The organism is Bradyrhizobium iriomotense (assembly GCF_018129405.1).
Lineage (GTDB): Bacteria > Pseudomonadota > Alphaproteobacteria > Rhizobiales > Xanthobacteraceae > Bradyrhizobium > Bradyrhizobium iriomotense_B.
Window position 1 is genome coordinate 648,822 of the sequence record NZ_JAFCLP010000002.1, and the last position, 16,959, is coordinate 665,780.

General features: G+C 63.7%; 13 protein-coding genes. 8 read left to right on the forward strand and 5 right to left on the reverse strand.

The window, feature by feature from the left end:
• Positions 1–60 precede the first annotated feature (60 nt).
• Positions 61–666: an FMN-dependent NADH-azoreductase gene (locus tag JQ592_RS07815; RefSeq protein ID WP_211402272.1), complete on the forward strand. Its 606-nt coding sequence runs from the start codon at positions 61–63 to the stop codon at positions 664–666.
• Positions 667–726: 60 nt separating this feature from the next.
• On the opposite strand, the gene JQ592_RS07820 is transcribed toward JQ592_RS07815, so the two are convergent.
• Together JQ592_RS07820 and JQ592_RS07825 are read right to left on the reverse strand one after the other, a co-directional pair.
• On the reverse strand, positions 727–909 hold the full coding sequence (locus JQ592_RS07820; protein ID WP_211402273.1) for a hypothetical protein: 183 nt from the start codon (positions 907–909) through the stop codon (positions 727–729).
• Positions 910–1,086: 177 nt separating this feature from the next.
• On the reverse strand, positions 1,087–1,860 hold the full coding sequence (locus tag JQ592_RS07825) for an SDR family oxidoreductase (RefSeq protein ID WP_211402274.1): 774 nt from the start codon (positions 1,858–1,860) through the stop codon (positions 1,087–1,089).
• Positions 1,861–1,982: 122 nt separating this feature from the next.
• Between JQ592_RS07825 and JQ592_RS07830 the strand changes: the two genes are divergently transcribed.
• Complete coding sequence (locus JQ592_RS07830) at positions 1,983–2,453, forward strand: winged helix-turn-helix transcriptional regulator (RefSeq protein WP_211402275.1); 471 nt, start codon at positions 1,983–1,985, stop codon at positions 2,451–2,453.
• A gap of 188 nt (positions 2,454–2,641) precedes the next feature.
• On the opposite strand, the gene JQ592_RS07835 is transcribed toward JQ592_RS07830, so the two are convergent.
• Entirely contained in the window at positions 2,642–2,881 is a 240-nt protein-coding gene (locus tag JQ592_RS07835; RefSeq protein WP_211402276.1) for a hypothetical protein, read from the reverse strand.
• A gap of 228 nt (positions 2,882–3,109) precedes the next feature.
• Here JQ592_RS07835 and topA point away from each other — a divergent pair, with 228 nt between their 5' ends.
• Genes topA through JQ592_RS07855 form a run of 4 tightly spaced genes read left to right on the forward strand, consistent with a single transcriptional unit; the run spans position 3,110 to position 9,458 of the window.
• A complete protein-coding gene (gene topA / locus JQ592_RS07840) occupies positions 3,110–5,872 on the forward strand; it encodes a type I DNA topoisomerase (RefSeq protein WP_211402277.1) in 2,763 nt (920 codons plus the stop codon).
• A 7-nt stretch (positions 5,873–5,879) separates the two neighbouring features.
• Entirely contained in the window at positions 5,880–8,231 is a 2,352-nt protein-coding gene (gene rnr, locus JQ592_RS07845) for a ribonuclease R (RefSeq protein WP_211402278.1), read from the forward strand.
• On the forward strand, positions 8,225–8,665 hold the full coding sequence (locus tag JQ592_RS07850) for a DUF983 domain-containing protein (protein ID WP_433996404.1): 441 nt from the start codon (positions 8,225–8,227) through the stop codon (positions 8,663–8,665). The genes rnr and JQ592_RS07850 overlap by 7 nt, the downstream gene beginning before the upstream one ends.
• A gap of 31 nt (positions 8,666–8,696) precedes the next feature.
• Entirely contained in the window at positions 8,697–9,458 is a 762-nt protein-coding gene (locus JQ592_RS07855) for an NUDIX hydrolase (RefSeq protein WP_211402280.1), read from the forward strand.
• Positions 9,459–9,485: 27 nt separating this feature from the next.
• On the opposite strand, the gene JQ592_RS07860 is transcribed toward JQ592_RS07855, so the two are convergent.
• On the reverse strand, positions 9,486–10,844 hold the full coding sequence (locus tag JQ592_RS07860; protein WP_211402281.1) for a metallophosphoesterase family protein: 1,359 nt from the start codon (positions 10,842–10,844) through the stop codon (positions 9,486–9,488).
• Positions 10,845–11,101: 257 nt separating this feature from the next.
• Between JQ592_RS07860 and JQ592_RS07865 the strand changes: the two genes are divergently transcribed.
• Entirely contained in the window at positions 11,102–12,427 is a 1,326-nt protein-coding gene (locus tag JQ592_RS07865; RefSeq protein WP_211402282.1) for an LLM class flavin-dependent oxidoreductase, read from the forward strand.
• Positions 12,428–12,551: 124 nt separating this feature from the next.
• Positions 12,552–12,719: a 50S ribosomal protein L33 gene (gene rpmG, locus JQ592_RS07870; RefSeq protein WP_007603295.1), complete on the forward strand. Its 168-nt coding sequence runs from the start codon at positions 12,552–12,554 to the stop codon at positions 12,717–12,719.
• A gap of 164 nt (positions 12,720–12,883) precedes the next feature.
• Here rpmG and JQ592_RS07875 read toward each other — a convergent pair whose 3' ends face one another.
• The gene (locus JQ592_RS07875; RefSeq protein WP_211402283.1) at positions 12,884–16,930 is read right to left on the reverse strand and encodes a response regulator transcription factor; all 4,047 of its coding nucleotides are present in this window, start codon (positions 16,928–16,930) and stop codon (positions 12,884–12,886) included.
• Between the last annotated feature and the right edge of the window lie 29 nt (positions 16,931–16,959).

Sequence of the window (16,959 nt, forward strand, 5' to 3'; positions counted from 1 at the left end):
GGGGATTTCGACAGTCACTCATGTAGTCCGGGTTACAAATCTATACCAGGGTGACCCCAAATGAAACTCCTCCATATCGACTCCAGCGTGCTCGGCCCCCACTCCGTCAGCCGGCAGGTTTCCGCCGCCATCGTCGACCGTCTCAAGCAGGCCACGCCCTCGCTCGAGGTGGCCTATCGCGACCTGAGCCAGGCCCCGCTTGCCCACCTCTCCGGCTCGCACCTGGCGGCCGCGCAAGGCGCGCCCGCACCGGCGGAACTCGGACCCGACCTCGCCGCGAGCGCGGCCGCGCTGGACGAGTTCCTGGCCGCCGACATCGTCGTGATCGGCGCCCCCATGTACAACTTCACGATTCCCAGCCAGCTCAAGGCGTGGATCGACCGCATCGTCGTCGCGGGCAAGACGTTCAGCTATGGGGCGAATGGACCGCAGGGTCTTGCCGGCGGCAAGCGCGTGATCCTGGCCATCTCGCGCGGCGGCTATTACGGCGCAGGCTCGCCGGCCGCGGCGCTCGAGCATCTCGAAACCTACTTGCGCGGCGTGTTCGGCTTCATCGGGATCAATCCCGAATTCATCATCGCCGATGGCATCCAGGTCGGACCGGAGCACCGCGAGAAGGCGATTGCAGGCGCACTCCAGGCCGCCACCAATTTGCAGGCTGCGTAAAGCTCGCGCCGACGATACCAGCCGCTGCCGGTCTCCGGCGGCGGCTGACAGATCGATAGGCTAGAGCCAGATGCCCTGCATGCCCAGGATGACGGCCACCAGCGAAATGAACAGGCCGATGCCGGCAAAGAGCGCCACTCCGATGAACTCGGACGCGTCGGAGCGCTTGGCGGGAATGGCGGAACGTTCGGTGTATATACGCGGTGCTGAAATCGATGAAAAGAAGCGAGCTGCCTTCGGCATCACGGGCTCCCTCTAAAATTGAGTCTTGTGACCCCCACCCGTAAAAATGTCTTTGCAGCGCAAGCGAAGGTTCAACACCTCACGCAAAGGTTTAGAAATTAGATCGCACAACGCGAGGGAACCGGCCGGCGCAACCAACCTCGTCGCGCCGACAGATTCAATTTTCACCTTGCTTGATCAACCGCGATAGATCGGCGCGCCGCTCGGCGATGCCACCGCGCCGCCGTCGACGAAGATCTCCTGGCCCTGCACATGCGCGGCATCATCGGAAGCGAGGAACAGCACCGTCTTCGCAACGTGATCCGTCTCGCCGAGGCGGCCGAGCGGCGTCATCAGCCCGATCCGCTTCTCGAACACCTTCTCGGCTTCGGGCGTTGCGGTCGCAGGCCCCCAGATCGGCGTGCGGATCGCGCCGGGCGCAACGACGTTGACACGGATTCCGCGCGGCGACAGCTCCGAGGCCATGATCCGCGCCATCGCCCGCACGCCAGCCTTCGCCGCGCCATAAGCGGAGTAGCCGGGAATGCCGAGCACCGAGATCACCGAGCCGTTGAGGATGATCGAGGCATTATCGTTGAGATAAGGCAGCGCGGACTGCACGGTGAAGAACACGCCGGTCAGGTTGGTGCTGATGACCTTCTCGAACACTTCGAGCGCCGCCGATCCCAGCGGCGTGCCGCCGGCGATGCCGGCATTGGCGAACACGATATCGAACTTGCCGAATTTTTCCGCGCCCTGCTTGATCGCGGCTTCCGTCGCCGCGATGTCGGTCGCATCGGCAGGCAAGGCGAGGCCGTTCGGCCCGAGCTCCTTGGCGGCTGCCGCCAGCGTCTCCTTGTTGCGCCCGGTGATCACCACCTTGGCGCCCTCGGCCACGAACAGTTTTGCCGTCGCAAGCCCGATGCCGCTGTTGCCGCCGGTGATGAGGGCCGTCTTGTTCTTCAATCTCACGTTCGCCTCCAGTTAGTTGCATGATGAAACTAAGTTGCCATCTAGGGCATTTGGTTTTATGATGCAACCACACAAGCGCGTGATCGGCGGCTGAACCGTGCGAACGCGACAGGACCGGAACGATGGTGAAACGAACAAGCTTCGAGGGCGATTCCTGCCCGATCGCACGGTCGCTGGACGCGCTCGGCGACTGGTGGTCGCTGCTGATCATCCGCGAGGCGCTGTTCGGCCTGCGCCGCTTCGGCGAGTTTCAGAGCAAGCTCGGCATGGCCAAGAACATCTTGTCAGTGCGGCTGCGCGCGCTGGTCGACCACGGCATTTTGGCAACCGCCCCCGCCTCCGACGGCAGCGCCTACCAGGAATATGTGCTGACGCCGAAAGGCCGCGGCACCTTCCCGATCCTGGTCGCGCTGCGGCAATGGAGCGAGGAATTCGATGATCACCCCGAAGAGATCGCGACCATTTTGGTCGATCGCGAGAAAGGCCGCCCGGTGAAGAAGCTCGAAATGCGCGCCGAGGACGGGCGGCTGCTCACGCCGGCGGATACCACGCTGAAGCTACGACCGGCGCGACGGCGGCGCGCAACGGGATGACGTCGCGCACGATCTCTCCTCATGGTCGTCCCGGCCTAGTGCGCAATTGCGCACGGGGGCCGGGACCCATAACCACAGGGAGCGGTGTGGCGAAGACTGGCAGTGATCCTTCGCCGATACGGATACTGCGCGTTCTCGATAGATCACGCGGTATGGGTCCCGGCCTGCGCCGGGACGACATTGAAGCCTCACGACAGCTTGCGCTTGGTCCGCAGCCGCAAATGCTCGTCGGCCTCCAGCTGCGTCATCCCCAGGAGATAATGCAGCACGTCGAGCTTGTGGCGCTCGGCGAGCTTGCGCAAGGCAGCCACCTGCTCGGCGATGAAGGCCACCGCCTCATCTGCCCCGCCTTCCCCTGGTTCCTCGTTGCGCGAGCCTCCCGGCACGCCCGATACGGCGCGCGCCCGCTTCTTTCCCGGCCTTGTCACCCGTCCCCACCCCGAATCCATGCCCCACAGAGACACTACGCCGACATTGACCGCAACTCCAAGGTGGTGATTTGCAACTTTCTCGATATGAAACTTTTCCCATTTGGAGCGCTTTCAACACCCCTCGATTTGACAGGGGCCGCCTCACCACCCATGTTCGGGTCGAAACGGCCGACCCGAGTCCTTTCGTTTTCGGCCCGAGATTTTCCCGTAAGCCACTGGAACTAAATGAATATCGTCATTGTGGAGTCGCCGGCGAAAGCCAAGACGATCAACAAATATCTGGGCTCGTCCTACGAGGTTCTGGCCTCGTTCGGCCATGTCCGCGATCTCCCGGCGAAGAACGGTTCCGTCGATCCCGACGCCAATTTCAAGATGATCTGGGAGGTCGACCCCAAGGCGGCCGGCCGGCTCAATGATATCGCGAGGTCCCTGAAGGGCGCCGAGCGCCTGATTCTGGCGACCGACCCCGATCGCGAGGGCGAGGCCATCTCCTGGCACGTGCTGGAGGTGCTGAAGGAGAAGCGCGCGCTCAAGGATCAGAAGATCGAGCGCGTTGTGTTCAACGCCATCACCAAGCAGGCCGTTACGGACGCGATGAAGCATCCGCGCGAGATCGACGGTGCGCTGGTCGACGCCTATATGGCGCGCCGTGCCCTCGACTATCTCGTCGGCTTCACCCTCTCCCCCGTGCTGTGGCGCAAGCTGCCGGGCGCCCGCTCGGCGGGCCGCGTGCAGTCGGTGGCGCTGCGCCTCGTCTGCGACCGCGAGCTCGAGATCGAGAAGTTCGTAGCCCGCGAATATTGGTCGCTGATCGCGACCCTGCTCACCCCGCGCGGCGATGCCTTCGAGGCGCGTCTCGTCGGCGCCGACGGCAAGAAGATCCAGCGCCTCGACATCGGCACCGGCACGGAAGCCGAGGACTTCAAGAAGGCGCTGGAAGCGGCCGCCTACGCCGTCACGGCGGTCGATGCAAAACCCGCCCGGCGCAATCCGCAGGCCCCCTTCACCACCTCGACGCTGCAGCAGGAAGCCAGCCGCAAATACGGCTTTGCGCCCGCGCACACCATGCGCATCGCCCAGCGCCTCTATGAAGGCATCGACATCGGCGGCGAGACCACCGGACTCATTACTTATATGCGTACCGACGGCGTGCAGATCGATCCGTCCGCGATCACCCAGGCGCGCAAGGTGATCGGCGAGGATTACGGCAACGCCTATGTGCCGGATGCGCCGCGCCAGTACCAGGCCAAGGCCAAGAACGCCCAGGAAGCGCACGAAGCAATCCGCCCGACCGACCTCTCCCGCCGCCCCGACAGCATGAGCCGCAAGCTCGATGCCGATCAGGCGCGGCTCTACGAGCTGATCTGGAAGCGCACCATCGCCAGCCAGATGGAATCGGCCGAGCTCGAGCGCACAACCGTCGACATCACCGCGAAGGCCGGCGGCCGTACGCTGGAGCTGCGCGCCACCGGTCAGGTCGTCAAGTTCGACGGCTTCCTCGCGCTTTACCAGGAGGGCCGCGACGACGAGGAGGACGAGGATTCCCGCCGCCTGCCCGGCATGAGCGCCGGCGAAGCGTTGAAGCGGCAGTCGCTCGCCGTCACCCAGCACTTCACCGAGCCGCCGCCGCGCTTCTCGGAAGCGTCCCTCGTCAAGCGCATGGAAGAGCTCGGCATCGGCCGGCCCTCGACCTATGCCTCGATCCTCCAGGTCCTGAAGGACCGCGGCTACGTCAAGCTGGAGAAGAAGCGCCTGCACGGCGAGGACAAGGGCCGCGTCGTGATCGCGTTCCTGGAGAGCTTCTTCAGCCGCTACGTCGAATACGATTTCACCGCCGGCCTGGAAGAGCAGCTCGACCGCATCTCCAACAACGAGATCTCCTGGCAGCAGGTGCTGAAGGATTTTTGGCGCGACTTCATCGGCGCCGTCGACGACATCAAGGACCTGCGCGTCGCGCAGGTGCTCGACGTGCTCGACGAGACGCTGGGGCCGCACATCTACCCCGCCCGCGCGGATGGCGGCGACGTCCGCCAGTGTCCGAACTGCGGCACCGGCCGGCTGAATCTGAAGGCCGGCAAGTTCGGCGCCTTCGTCGGCTGCTCGAACTATCCGGAATGCCGCTACACCCGTCAGCTCGCCGCCGATGGCGAGGCGACTGCCGACCGTTCGCTCGGCCAGGATCCCGATACGGGCCGCGATGTCTGGGTCAAGGCCGGCCGCTTCGGCCCCTACATCCAGCTCGGCGAGCAGAAGGATTATGAGGAAGGCGAGAAGCCGAAGCGCGCAGGCATCCCGAAGGGAACCTCGCCCAGCGATGTCGATCTCGAGCTTGCGCTGAAGCTTTTGTCGCTGCCGCGCGAGATCGGCAAGCATCCGGAAACCGGTCAGCCGATCACGGCGGGTCTCGGCCGCTTCGGGCCGTTCGTGAAGCATGAGAAGACCTATGCGAGCCTCGAGGCCGGCGACGAGGTCTTCGAGATCGGCCTCAACCGCGCGGTGACGCTGATCGCGGAGAAGGTCGCCAAGGGCCCGAGCCGGCGCTTCGGCGCCGATCCCGGCAAGGCCATCGGCGATCATCCGACGCTCGGCACCGTCACCGTGAAGAGCGGCCGCTACGGCGCCTATGTCACCGCGGGCGGCGTCAACGCGACGATCCCCGCCGAGTTCGAGAAGGACGCCATCACGCTGCCGCAGGCGATCGCGCTGATCGACGAGCGCGCGGCCAAAGGTGGCGGAAAGAGCGGCGGCAAGACCAAGGCGAAAAAGGCGGCGAAGCCCGCCAAGGCCAAGAAGGCTGCAGACAAGGCCGCGGACGGCGAGGACGCCGCGCCAAAGCCGAAGAAACCGGCCGCGAAGAAAGCCGCGGCCAAATCCAAATCCGAATCCACCAGCAAGGCGCGCGCCGCCGTGTCGTCGACCGCAAAGACGTCGCCGACCAAGGCAGCCGCCACCAAGGCTCCGGCCAAGAAGAGTGCCGGCAAGAATTAGAGGTTAAGTGAAACCAAAGAAAGACCATGGCTTTCCCGACAGGCAAGCCATCGTCGCCTTCATCAAGGCAAATCCAGGAAAGGTCGGGACTCGCGAAATTGCGCGCGAGTTCGGCCTGAAGAACGCCGATCGCGCCGAGCTCAGGCGCATGCTGCGCGAGCTCGCCGACGACGGCATCATCAAGAAGAAACGCCACACGGTCTCCGAACCGGACGCGCTGCCACCGACGCTGCTGGCCGACATCACCGGCCGCGACTCCGACGGCGAATTGATCGCCTCCCCTGCCGAATGGGATGAGGTCGAGAACGGCGAGCCGCCAAAAATCCTCATCGAGATGCCGCGCCGGCCCAAGCCCGGCACCGCCGCCGGCGTCGGCGATCGCGCGCTGCTGCGCGTCGAGCGCAGCGATGATGACGAAGGCCCCGCCTATCGCGGCCGCATCATCAAGGTCATCGACAAGGCCAAGAGCCGCATCCTCGGCGTCTTCCGCAGCCTTCCCGAAGGCGGCGGACGGCTCGTCCCCGTCGACAAGAAGTTCGCCGATCGCGAGCTGAACATCGCGAAGACCGATACATCAGGCGCGCAGGACGGCGATCTCGTCAGCGTCGACATCGTCCGCTCGCGCGGCTTTGGCCTTGCCTCCGGCCGGGTCAAGGAGAAGCTCGGCTCGGTCAAGTCCGAGAAGGCGATCAGCCTGATCGCGATTTACGCGCACGATATTCCCTTGCAATTCTCCTCGGCCGCCGAGCGCGAGGCGGAAGCGGCGGAGCCCGCCAACCTGAAAGGACGCGAGGACTGGCGCGACGTCCCGCTCGTCACCATCGATCCGCCGGACGCCAAGGATCACGACGACGCGGTGCATGCGCAGGCGGACGACGATCCCCACAACAAGGGCGGCTTCATCGTCAACGTCGCCATTGCCGATGTCAGCTTCTACGTGCGCCCTGGCACCGCGCTCGACCGCGACGCGCTCGATCGCGGCAACTCGGTCTATTTCCCCGACCGCGTCGTGCCGATGCTGCCCGAGCGCATTTCCAACAATCTCTGCTCGCTGGTGCCGGGCGAGCCGCGCGGCGCGCTCGCGGTGCGCATGGTGCTCGGCCCCGACGGCCGCAAGCGCTCGCACAGTTTTCATCGCATCCTGATGCGCTCGGCCGCGAAGCTGAGTTACGCGCAGGCGCAGGCTGCGATCGACGGACGGCCTGACGACACCACCGGGCCCCTGATCGATCCAATCCTCAAACCGCTCTATGCTGCTTACGCCTGCGCCAAGCGCGCAAGAGACGAGCGCGATCCGCTCAATCTCGATCTGCCCGAGCGCAAGATCCTGCTCAAGAGCGACGGGACGGTCGATCGCGTCGTCGTGCCGGAGCGTCTCGACGCGCACAAGCTGATCGAGGAGTTCATGATCCTCGCCAACGTCGCCGCAGCGGAGATGCTGGAGAAGAGGTCGCTGCCGCTGATCTACCGCGTCCATGACGAGCCGACGCTGGAGAAGGTCCACGCGCTCGCGGAATTCCTGGAGACGCTCGACGTCCCCTTCGCCAAATCGGGCGCGCTGCGCCCCACCACGTTCAACCGCGTGCTGGCCCAGCTCGAAGGCCATGATTACTTTCCGCTGGTGAGCGAGGTCGTGCTGCGCGCCCAGGCGCAGGCTGAGTACTCATCCGAGAACTACGGCCATTTCGGTCTGAACCTGCGCCGCTATGCGCATTTCACCTCGCCGATCCGCCGCTATGCCGACCTCGTCGTGCATCGCGCGCTGGTCCGCGCGCTCGGCCTCGGCGAGGGCGCCCTGCCCGACAGCGAGACGCCGGAGAGCCTCGGCGAGGTCGCCGCGCATATTTCGCTGACCGAACGGCGCGCGATGAAAGCGGAGCGCGAGACCGTCGACCGCCTGATCGCGCATCACCTCGCCGATCGAATCGGCGCGAGCTTCCAGGGCCGCGTCTCCGGCGTCACCCGCGCCGGCCTGTTCGTCAAGCTGAGCGAGACCGGCGCCGACGGTCTGATCCCGATCCGATCCCTCGGCACGGAATATTTTAATTATGACGAGAGCCGTCACGCACTGGTCGGCACGCGCAGCGGCACCATGTATCAGCTCGGTGACGTCGTCGACGTCCGCCTGATCGAAGCAGCCCCCATCGCCGGCGCGCTGCGCTTCGAGCTGCTGTCGTCGTCCAGTGAGGCGAGCCCGCGCGACCGCAGGCGACCCGGTCCACAGCGCCGCCCCTCGTCCAAGGCGCATCCCGGACGCAGCCCGGAGAGAAAACGCAAGCCGGAGAAGCAAAAGTCCGGCAAGGGGAAGAAGGGCAAGAACAAGGGAAAAGGCAAGGGCAAGAAAGGCAAGGCGTGGTGACGATGAGCACGGCCCCAAAGATCTGGACGCGTGAGACCGGCCTCGTCGAGAAGCGCGACGTCTGGACGGCGATGAAACGCGGCTTTCGCGGCCGCTGCCCGCGCTGCGGCGAGGGAAAGCTGTTCCGCGCCTTCCTGAAGACGGCGGACAATTGCGCCAGTTGCGGCCTCGATTTCACGCCGCACCGCGCCGACGATCTGCCGGCCTATCTCGTCATCGTCATTGTCGGCCACATCGTGGTGCCTGCGATCCTCTGGATCGAGACCAATTACACGACGCCGATCTGGATCAGCTTCGCGGCCTATCTGCCCTTCACGTTCTTTGCCTCGCTCGCGCTGCTGCAGCCCGTGAAGGGCGCCGTGGTCGGCTTGCAATGGGCTCTGCGCATGCACGGCTTTGACGAGAACCCTCCGGATGGTATTCCGCCGGTCTAAGCAATAAGCAAGAAACGGTCTGGGTGAGGACATGACGGATATTTCGCAGGCAGAAGAAAAGGCCAAGATCCACGAGGGCAAGGAAGCAGACCACCATCCCTATTTCCGCCCGAAGGATGCGGCGACGCTGATCCTGGTCGATCGCAGCGGCACGGTCCCAAAGGTCCTGGTCGGCAAGCGCCACGACAAGGTGGTGTTCATGCCCGGGAAATTCGTCTTCCCCGGCGGCCGTGTCGACAAGGACGATTATCGCGTGCCGTGTGCTGCTCCGATCACGGCCGAGTTAGAGGCCAATCTCGCCAAGGGCAGCCCAAAGACGCCGGCCTCGCGCGCAAAATCGCTGGCGATCGCCGCGATCCGCGAAGCGTGCGAGGAGACCGGCCTCTGCCTCGGCCGCAAGGCCCAAGACAAAACTGAGGGCAAGGCCAGGCTCGAAGGTCCGTGGAAACCGTTTGCAGATGCGGGCCTGCTGCCCGATCCCTCCAGCCTGTTCCTGATCGCGCGCGCGATCACCCCGCCCGGCCGCGTCAAGCGGTTCGACACGCGCTTCTTCACCGCGGATGCCTCCGCGATCACCCACCGCGTCGAGGGCGTGATCCATGCCGATGCGGAGCTGGTCGAGCTGGTCTGGGTCGAGCTCGGCTCGAAACCTCTCGCCGATCTGCATCCGATGACGCGCAACGTGCTCAACGAGCTCGACACCCGCCTCGCCACCGGCCCGCTCCGCCACGACGCGCCGGTGCCGTTCTTCCATTTCTACGGCGGCAAGATGCAGAAGGATATTTTGGGCTAATCCAGCCGCCGAGCTCTCCAGGCCTGCTCACGCGATCAGCAAACTCAGCGCGGCACCTCTGAAGGCCCGGTCTTCGCGGCCACCTTGTCCGTGGCCGATCGCCCAATGCCGGGGCCACGCCAGCTGGTCCAGCCCTCGCGCCGTCGCAGAGGTGAAGGACGACCAGCGCGGAGAGTCGTGATGGCGGTAGAGGAGACCGCCGGGGCCCATATCCGGACAGATCGCGACGTGAATATCAAAGCGGTCGCCTGCCGGAAGATCGGGTCCGAACCAATAGGTCGGGCTACGTCCCGGCTCACGACCAACGATGGCTGTCAGAGTTTGCCTCGGTCCCCGAAACCCAAGCCAGAACGGCGCGATCGAACCAGGCGCGAAAGCCGTGAAAATCGTCTGAGCCGATGCGACATCGGTGGCAGCACTTTGTCCCACCAGTCTCAGCTCGATCCTATCTCCGCTCTCCACACGTCCGCTGAACGGCGCTTCGGCTTCCCCGAGCGGCAGCTCCCTCCACCGGGCGGGATCAGGATCGCGCAGCGGCCATTCCAACTTCTCCCTGACGGCGCCGTCAACGTCGAGCACCTGATAACGCAGGCCCTCCTCGTCAAGCGCAGCCTGAACGCAATGCAGATACTCGACGCCTTCCGGCATCCTGTGAGCCGTTCCCGCGCCCGCAGTGCAAATCTGGAGGACACCGCGATGCGCCTGCACGTCGAAGGCGAGGATGTGGCTGCACAGATAGGCAAGCACGTTTTCGTTCACCAGGATGTCCCAGAACGGGCGAGCGTATTCGTGGCCGATCTCGCGCTGATATGTCCCTGTAAAGCCGTTGATCGGAAACACCGGATGATGACCAAGGACGAGCTTATGCCGGGCATCACCATGCTCCCTGAGCGTTGCCTCCAGCCACGCCAGCTCGACATGGCCCTCACCGCCAAGCCCACTCCAGAGCGTGTTGACGAACACCATCAGGAGATCGCCACGCCTCACGAAGTATGACAGACCGGCTTGCCCCGGCGGCCCATTGTCCGGCAGGTCCAGCACTGCGCGAAACACCGCCTCGCTCATCAAATCATAGGTCGTGTGATTGCCGGTCGTGTGCCACATCGGAATGGCCGCACGGTCGAGCCATGCCATTTCCGTATCCAGCCAATAGCGCCACTGCGCACGCAGCGCGTCCGGATCCGGCGTCAGTCCGATGATTTCATCGCCCGGAAAGAGAACGAAGTCAGGCTGCGGTTCCAGGCGCTGAACGACTGCGTTGACCGAGGCGAAGGTCTTTTCGTGCAGGGCACCGGGCACGCCCGAACACGAGTCGCCATACAACAGAAATTGGTGGCCCTTGCCGCGCGGCAGAAGCGCGGGAATGGAATTATTCGCAGAGGTCATGGCCTTCCATCGCGGTGTTTGGCCGCGAAGATGGCAATTTCCGGAACGGGTCGCAACCAGGCCTTGATCAGCTCTCGTCCGGCTCGGTGCCCTTGCTGCCGCAGAGATTGACGTCGTAGGTCGTCAGGTCCGTGTCAATGACGCGATTGTGCTGAGCGCGTCGCGAAAAACAAAAAATTCTTCCCGCCTCCCCCAATGGCGGAGTTCCCAGGCGTGCCTATGTCTTTGCGAACGACACCCAGAACGGATACGGGGCGATGGCACAACGGCAACTCAAGCTTGGCGCGTTCATGCGCCCGATCAGCATCCACACCGGCGCCTGGCGCTATCCCGGCGCCTGGCCCGACGCCAATTTCAACTTCAGTCACATCAAGCAGCTGATCCAAAAGCTCGAGGCCGGCAAGTTCGACGCCTTCTTCATGGCCGATCACCTGGCCGTCTTGAACATGCCGATCAATGCGCTCAAGCGCAGCCACACCGTGACCTCGTTCGAGCCGTTCACGCTGCTGTCGGCGCTCTCGGCGGTCACCGAACGCATCGGCCTGATCGCGACGGGCTCGACCACCTTCGACGAGCCCTATCACGTCGCGCGCCGCTTCGCCTCGCTCGATCATCTCAGCGGCGGCCGTGCGGGGTGGAATATCGTCACCACCTCGAACCCGGATGCGGCGCTGAATTTCGGCCTCGACGATCACATGGAGCACGCCGAGCGCTACAAGCGCGCCCGCGAGTTCTACGACGTCGTCACGGGCTTGTGGGATTCCTTCGCCGACGATGCCTTCGTGCGCGACGTCGAGAGCGGCCTGTTCTTCGATCCCGCCAAGATGCACACCCTCGATCACAACGGCAAATATCTGAAGGTGCGCGGCCCCCTCAACATCGCCCGCCCCGTGCAGGGCTGGCCGGTGATCGTGCAGGCCGGCGCATCGGAAGACGGCAAGCAGCTCGCGGCCGAGACCGCGGAAGCCGTGTTCACCGGCGGCGGCAGCCTGGCCGACGGCCAGAAGCTCTATGCCGACATCAAGGGCCGCATGGAGAAGATCGGCCGCGATCCCGAGCATCTCAAGATCCTGCCCGGCGCCTTCGTCGTGGTCGGCGACAGCGTCGATGAGGCCAAGGAGAAGCGTGCCCTGCTCGACAGCCGCGTGCATTACGACAGTGCCATCGCCTCGCTGTCCGTCATCCTCGGCACCGATGCCTCCGGCTTCGATCCCGATGGTCCCCTCCCCGAGATCCCCGAGACCAATGCCAGCAAGAGCGGCCGCCAGCGCATGGTTGATCTTGCCGCCCGCGACAAGCTCACCGTGCGCCAGCTCGCCCAGAGGGTCGGCGGCTATGGCGGCCTCGCCTTCGTCGGCACCGCTAAAACCATCGCCGACCAGATGGAGGAATGGCTGGTCGGGCGCGGCTCCGACGGCTTCAACATCATGTTCCCGTTCCTGCCCGCGGGCCTCGACGACTTCGTCGACAAGGTCGTCCCGGAGCTGCAGAAGCGCGGGATTTTCCGCAAAGAGTATGAAGGGGCCACTTTGAGGGAGAATCTGGGTCTTCCCCGGCCGAAAAACCGGTTCTTTGAGGGGTAATCGGGCCGTTTCGGACAGATTTCCGGCCCTAAAACCTTGACATCAGGCGGTTTCTGGCTAGGTTGCCGGCCAACGCGGGCCGTTTGGCCGGCTCCAGATTCCCCAATTTTCTGAGGTTCAGAACATGGCCAAAGCGGTCACCATCAAGGTCAAGCTCGTGTCCTCGGCCGACACCGGCTTCTACTACGTCGCCAAGAAGAATTCGCGCACCATGACCGACAAGCTGGTCAAGAAGAAGTACGATCCGGTCGCGCGCAAGCACGTCGAATTCCGCGAAGCCAAGATCAAGTAAGATCGCGGGATACGTTACGGACTTTTGACGGGGCCTCACGGCCCCGTTTTTATTTTGGCCGCTCTCGACCGCAGGACGCGCACCTCAGGGCGACGGCGAGACCCTGCGCTGCGTCCGAGGCACGAGAGCTGAGTTGCCGCCATCATCGGGGGCGCACTAACACTTCAAATCAGCAAGTCATGAGCCCCATGTGCAATGGCAGGATGCGAACCGCTATTGCCGTGGTTGGCCGCGTGGTCGTCCAGCACACTGGTGATTATCTGGACGATGATCTCGAGGTGCTTGTCCTGACCGGGCGGTACGTGCGCATCGAGCGGAGTATTGAGCACTTGAGACTCAACGACCGCGACGGGAGTGGAAGGAGTTGCCGCGCTATCGAAGCGGAACACCAGGTCTTCCGCGCCGCCGGTCGCGGCCGCAGTCTTAGCCGGCTGTGCGGCTTCCGATGCGATCGCCGCAGATTGCGCCACCTGCTGCGAGTTTCCGTGTCCGGCATTATCGCCGCTTGCGACGCTCGGCTCGACAGTCTCGGCTGCGTCCGGTGCAGAGGTTGACTTGGAATCGTGCCCCGAATTGCCGTGCTCAACGGCGACCGGCTCTGCCGTCTCCACTGCCGCTGACGCGTCCGCAGCCGGAGCGTCTTGCGCGTTGTCATTGCTGACGCCGTTGCCAGGCATGGAGTCAGCTTCAGCCAGCTCCGTGACAGCCGCCTTTGCGGGCCCCGGCTCCGAAGCGTGATCCGAGTTGCCGCGGCTCGCGCTATCGTCCGTTGCGACGACCGGTTCGACGACGTCGGCTGCTTGCGGTCCGTTTGCGGAGTTTGGAGGTAAATCGTGCGCCGAGTTGCCGTGGTCCACGTCGGCCGCCTCGGCCGTCTTCTTGTCATTGCCGACACCGTTGCCGGGTGTGGAGTCAGCTTCAGCCAGCTCCGTAACAGCCGCCTTTGCAGGCCCCGGCTCCGAAGCGTGATCCGAGTTGCCGTGGCTCGCGCTGTCATCCGTTGCGACGACCGGTTCGACGACGTCGACTGCTTTCGGTCCGTTTGCGGAGTCTGGGTGTAGATCGCGCGCCGAGTTGCCGTGGTTCTCGTCGGCCGCCTCGGCCGTCTTCTTGTCATTGCCGACACCGTTGCCCGGTGTGGAGTCAGCTTCAGCCAACTCCGTAGCTGCCGCCTTGGCAGACCCCGGCTCCGAAACGTGCTGCGAGTTTCCGTGGCCCGCGTTAGCGGCCGTTGCGACATCCGGCTGAACACTCTCGGCTGCTTCCGCTGCGTTTGCAGAGTTCGAGTGCTCGGAGTTGCCGGGCTCCACGCCGCTTGATTCTGCCTTTTTCGCCGCCCCCTGCGAACCGTCATGCTCATTGTCATTGCCGACGCCATTGCCCGGTTTGGAGTCAGCTTCAGTCGCCTCCGTGGTAGCCGCCTTTGCAGGGTTTGAGTTCTCGGACTTGCCGTGGTCCACGTCGGCCGTCTCTGCCGTCTTCTTGTCATTGCCGAGACCGTTGCCCGGTTTGGAGTCGGCTTCAGTCGCCTCCGTGGTAGCCGCCTTTGCAGGGTTTGAGTTCTCGGACTTGCCGTGGTCCACGTCGGCCGTCTCTGCCGTCTTCTTGTCATTGCCGAGACCGTTGCCCGGTTTGGAGTCGGCTTCAGTCGCCTCCGTGGTGGCCGCCTTTGCAGAGTTTGAGTGCTCGGATTTGCCGTGGTCCACGTCGGCAGTCTCTGCCGTCTTCTTGTCATTACCGACGCCGTTGTCCGGTTTGGAGTCAGCTTCAGTCGACTCCGTGGCGGCCGCATTTGCAGAGTCTGAGTGCTCGGATTTGCCGTGGACCACGTCGGCCGATTCTGCCGTCTTCTTGTCATTACCGACGCCGTTGTCCGGGTCGGAATCAGCTTCTGTCGACTCCTTGGCTGCGGCCCTTTCAGATCCTTGCTCCGAAGCGTGCTCAGAGTTACCGCGGCCCGCGTTGTCGCCCGTTATCACGCTCGGTTGGATGATCTCGTTCAGCCCAGTCGGCGATACGCCGGTGCCCGCATTGATCGGCTCACTCTTCAATGTGGGATTTTCAACTGCCGCAACCTTCACGCTATGAGCAAGCACGATCGATGATGTGTGAGCCGACACGGCAGACGCGCCACCGCTCTCTTCCGTTGCATCCGCCGTATCGCTAGCGAAACTTCTCGACCTCGTCGACGCCCCGAATCCGGTCCGGGTCTGCCCGAATTGAAACCGCAGGCCGTCGTCGGCCCGAAGATTCCAGACCCCGGCCGTCTCGAGTGTGCTCTCGCCCGACCCGACAATGCCATGGACATTGTCGGTGCTCAGGACAGCCTCATCGGTTGCGGCCGCCGATATCAGCGCTTCTTCGAGCTGCTCCAGGGTGATTGCGACAGCCGTGCCCTCTGGCTGGCCGACGAAATCCGGCTCCGCAATGGATACAATCCCCTGCAGATGGATTTCCACCAGGCCGCGATCGCCGATATCGAGACTATGATCGGTCGAATTCACATAGACGATCGTTTCATTGGTCGCCGAGTTGTAGATCCAGGCGAGAGTATGTGGCGGTATGGACTTGCTTGCCGCTGTCATATGCAGCCAGGCAAGCGCTCCGAAAGCCGCAAGATTGATCCTGCTCGACCCGGATGCGAAATCGAAGACAGCGTCGGAAGAGGTCGAATTGGAATCGATCGCGGTGCGATGAACAATTTTTTCATCGACGTTGCTGCCCGTCAGTTGATCGCTTCTATCTCCGCCGGCACCGGCATCGTGACCGTCCAACAAGCCAAGAGATTTTTGGTTGTCACCCGCGGCGCCATCGCCCATCTGGCTCCGGGCAGCTTCTCCAGCGACGCCTTCGTTTCCAGGGGCCACAGAGGCGGAAGGCAGGCGGGAATCCTGCGCAAGGAAACCCGGGGCTGAGTGGCCGATATGATTGACGTCGGCATCGGTGATCGCGGCCACTTTCGTCGTCGCATTCTCTCCGGTGACGGTCACGAAGCCGTCGAGCGACGCTTTGCCTGGGTCATGCGTCTGTGCGGCGGCGAGATTGGGGTCGTGCAGTGCGTAGATCAATGCACCGGCGAGCGTGGCGAAGGTGCCATACCCTCCCTGAATCGACATCGGATTGGAAGCAAGCCGCGGGACCAGATGGTCCGGGGCCGGGTCACCTCCAATCTGGGTGTCGCCAGCTCCTCGCAGTACAAGCGTTGGAAGATTGGGCGTGCTCGATCCCACAGGACCGTGGTCTTTCCACGGTTTGGCGCCAACAGACTGCTCAGCCGCGCGCAGCGCCTCCATTGCCGCCGCCGGGTTCGTGACCTGGCTCACCTTCGCAAACAAGTCTCTCTGGGCGAGCGCGGGCGTCTCGGCGGATTCCCAGACGATGAGGTGCCGGAGAATTGCCTTCTTCCAGGGCTCATATTCGGCGTGCTCTCCCGCATGGCCGATGCCGCTATCGTTCGCAAACACGTCGTTCGCAGACACGTCGTTCGCTTCCGACGCCTTGAGTTCGTCCGCAATTGCAAGCGCCAGAAGGGCCAGCGAGAGCGTGAAGGCGGAGGTGCGTTGCAACAATGCGATGGTCGCGAGCACCGTTCTGTTGGTGATCTCAAGCTTCTGAAAAATATTGTACAGGTGGACCTTGACCGTCCCTTGGGAAACGTTGAGCTGGCGCGCGATCTCCTTGTTCGACATTCCTTCCGACACCAGTCGTACAATTTGACGTTCCCGGTGCGTCAATAGCTCCAGCATCTTTTCAATTTTGCCGCCGTCAGCCTTGCCGGTTGGCGAGAAATCGGACTGCTCGAGCGACACACCACGCTTCGCCATCAGCCTCAGTGATCGCAGCATCGTGTCGGGGGAGGCATACTTCGAAATTGCGCTGCAGGCGCCAGCAGCAATAGCTGCGGTCAGATCCTGGCCGGTGTCGGACTCGGTGAAGAACACCAGGCGCGTGGGAAGATTCTCAGCCTTCGCAATCGCCAGGATCTCGGAGACCGACAGATCCGGCAGCGTGTCAGCAAGAAGCGCGACGTCGGGTGTCAAATTCCTGATAGCTTCGAGGCAGCTGGTCCCATCGCTGGCCGATGCGACTACGTCGAAGTCCTGCTGTGGCCCGAATACCGACCTCAGTCCCTGTAGAACAATCGGTTGTCGATCGACGATCACAAGGCGGATGCGCTGAAATACCGCCTGCTTCGCAGTGACATCTAACATGGACCCTGCCTCGGCCCGGCGATCTATGT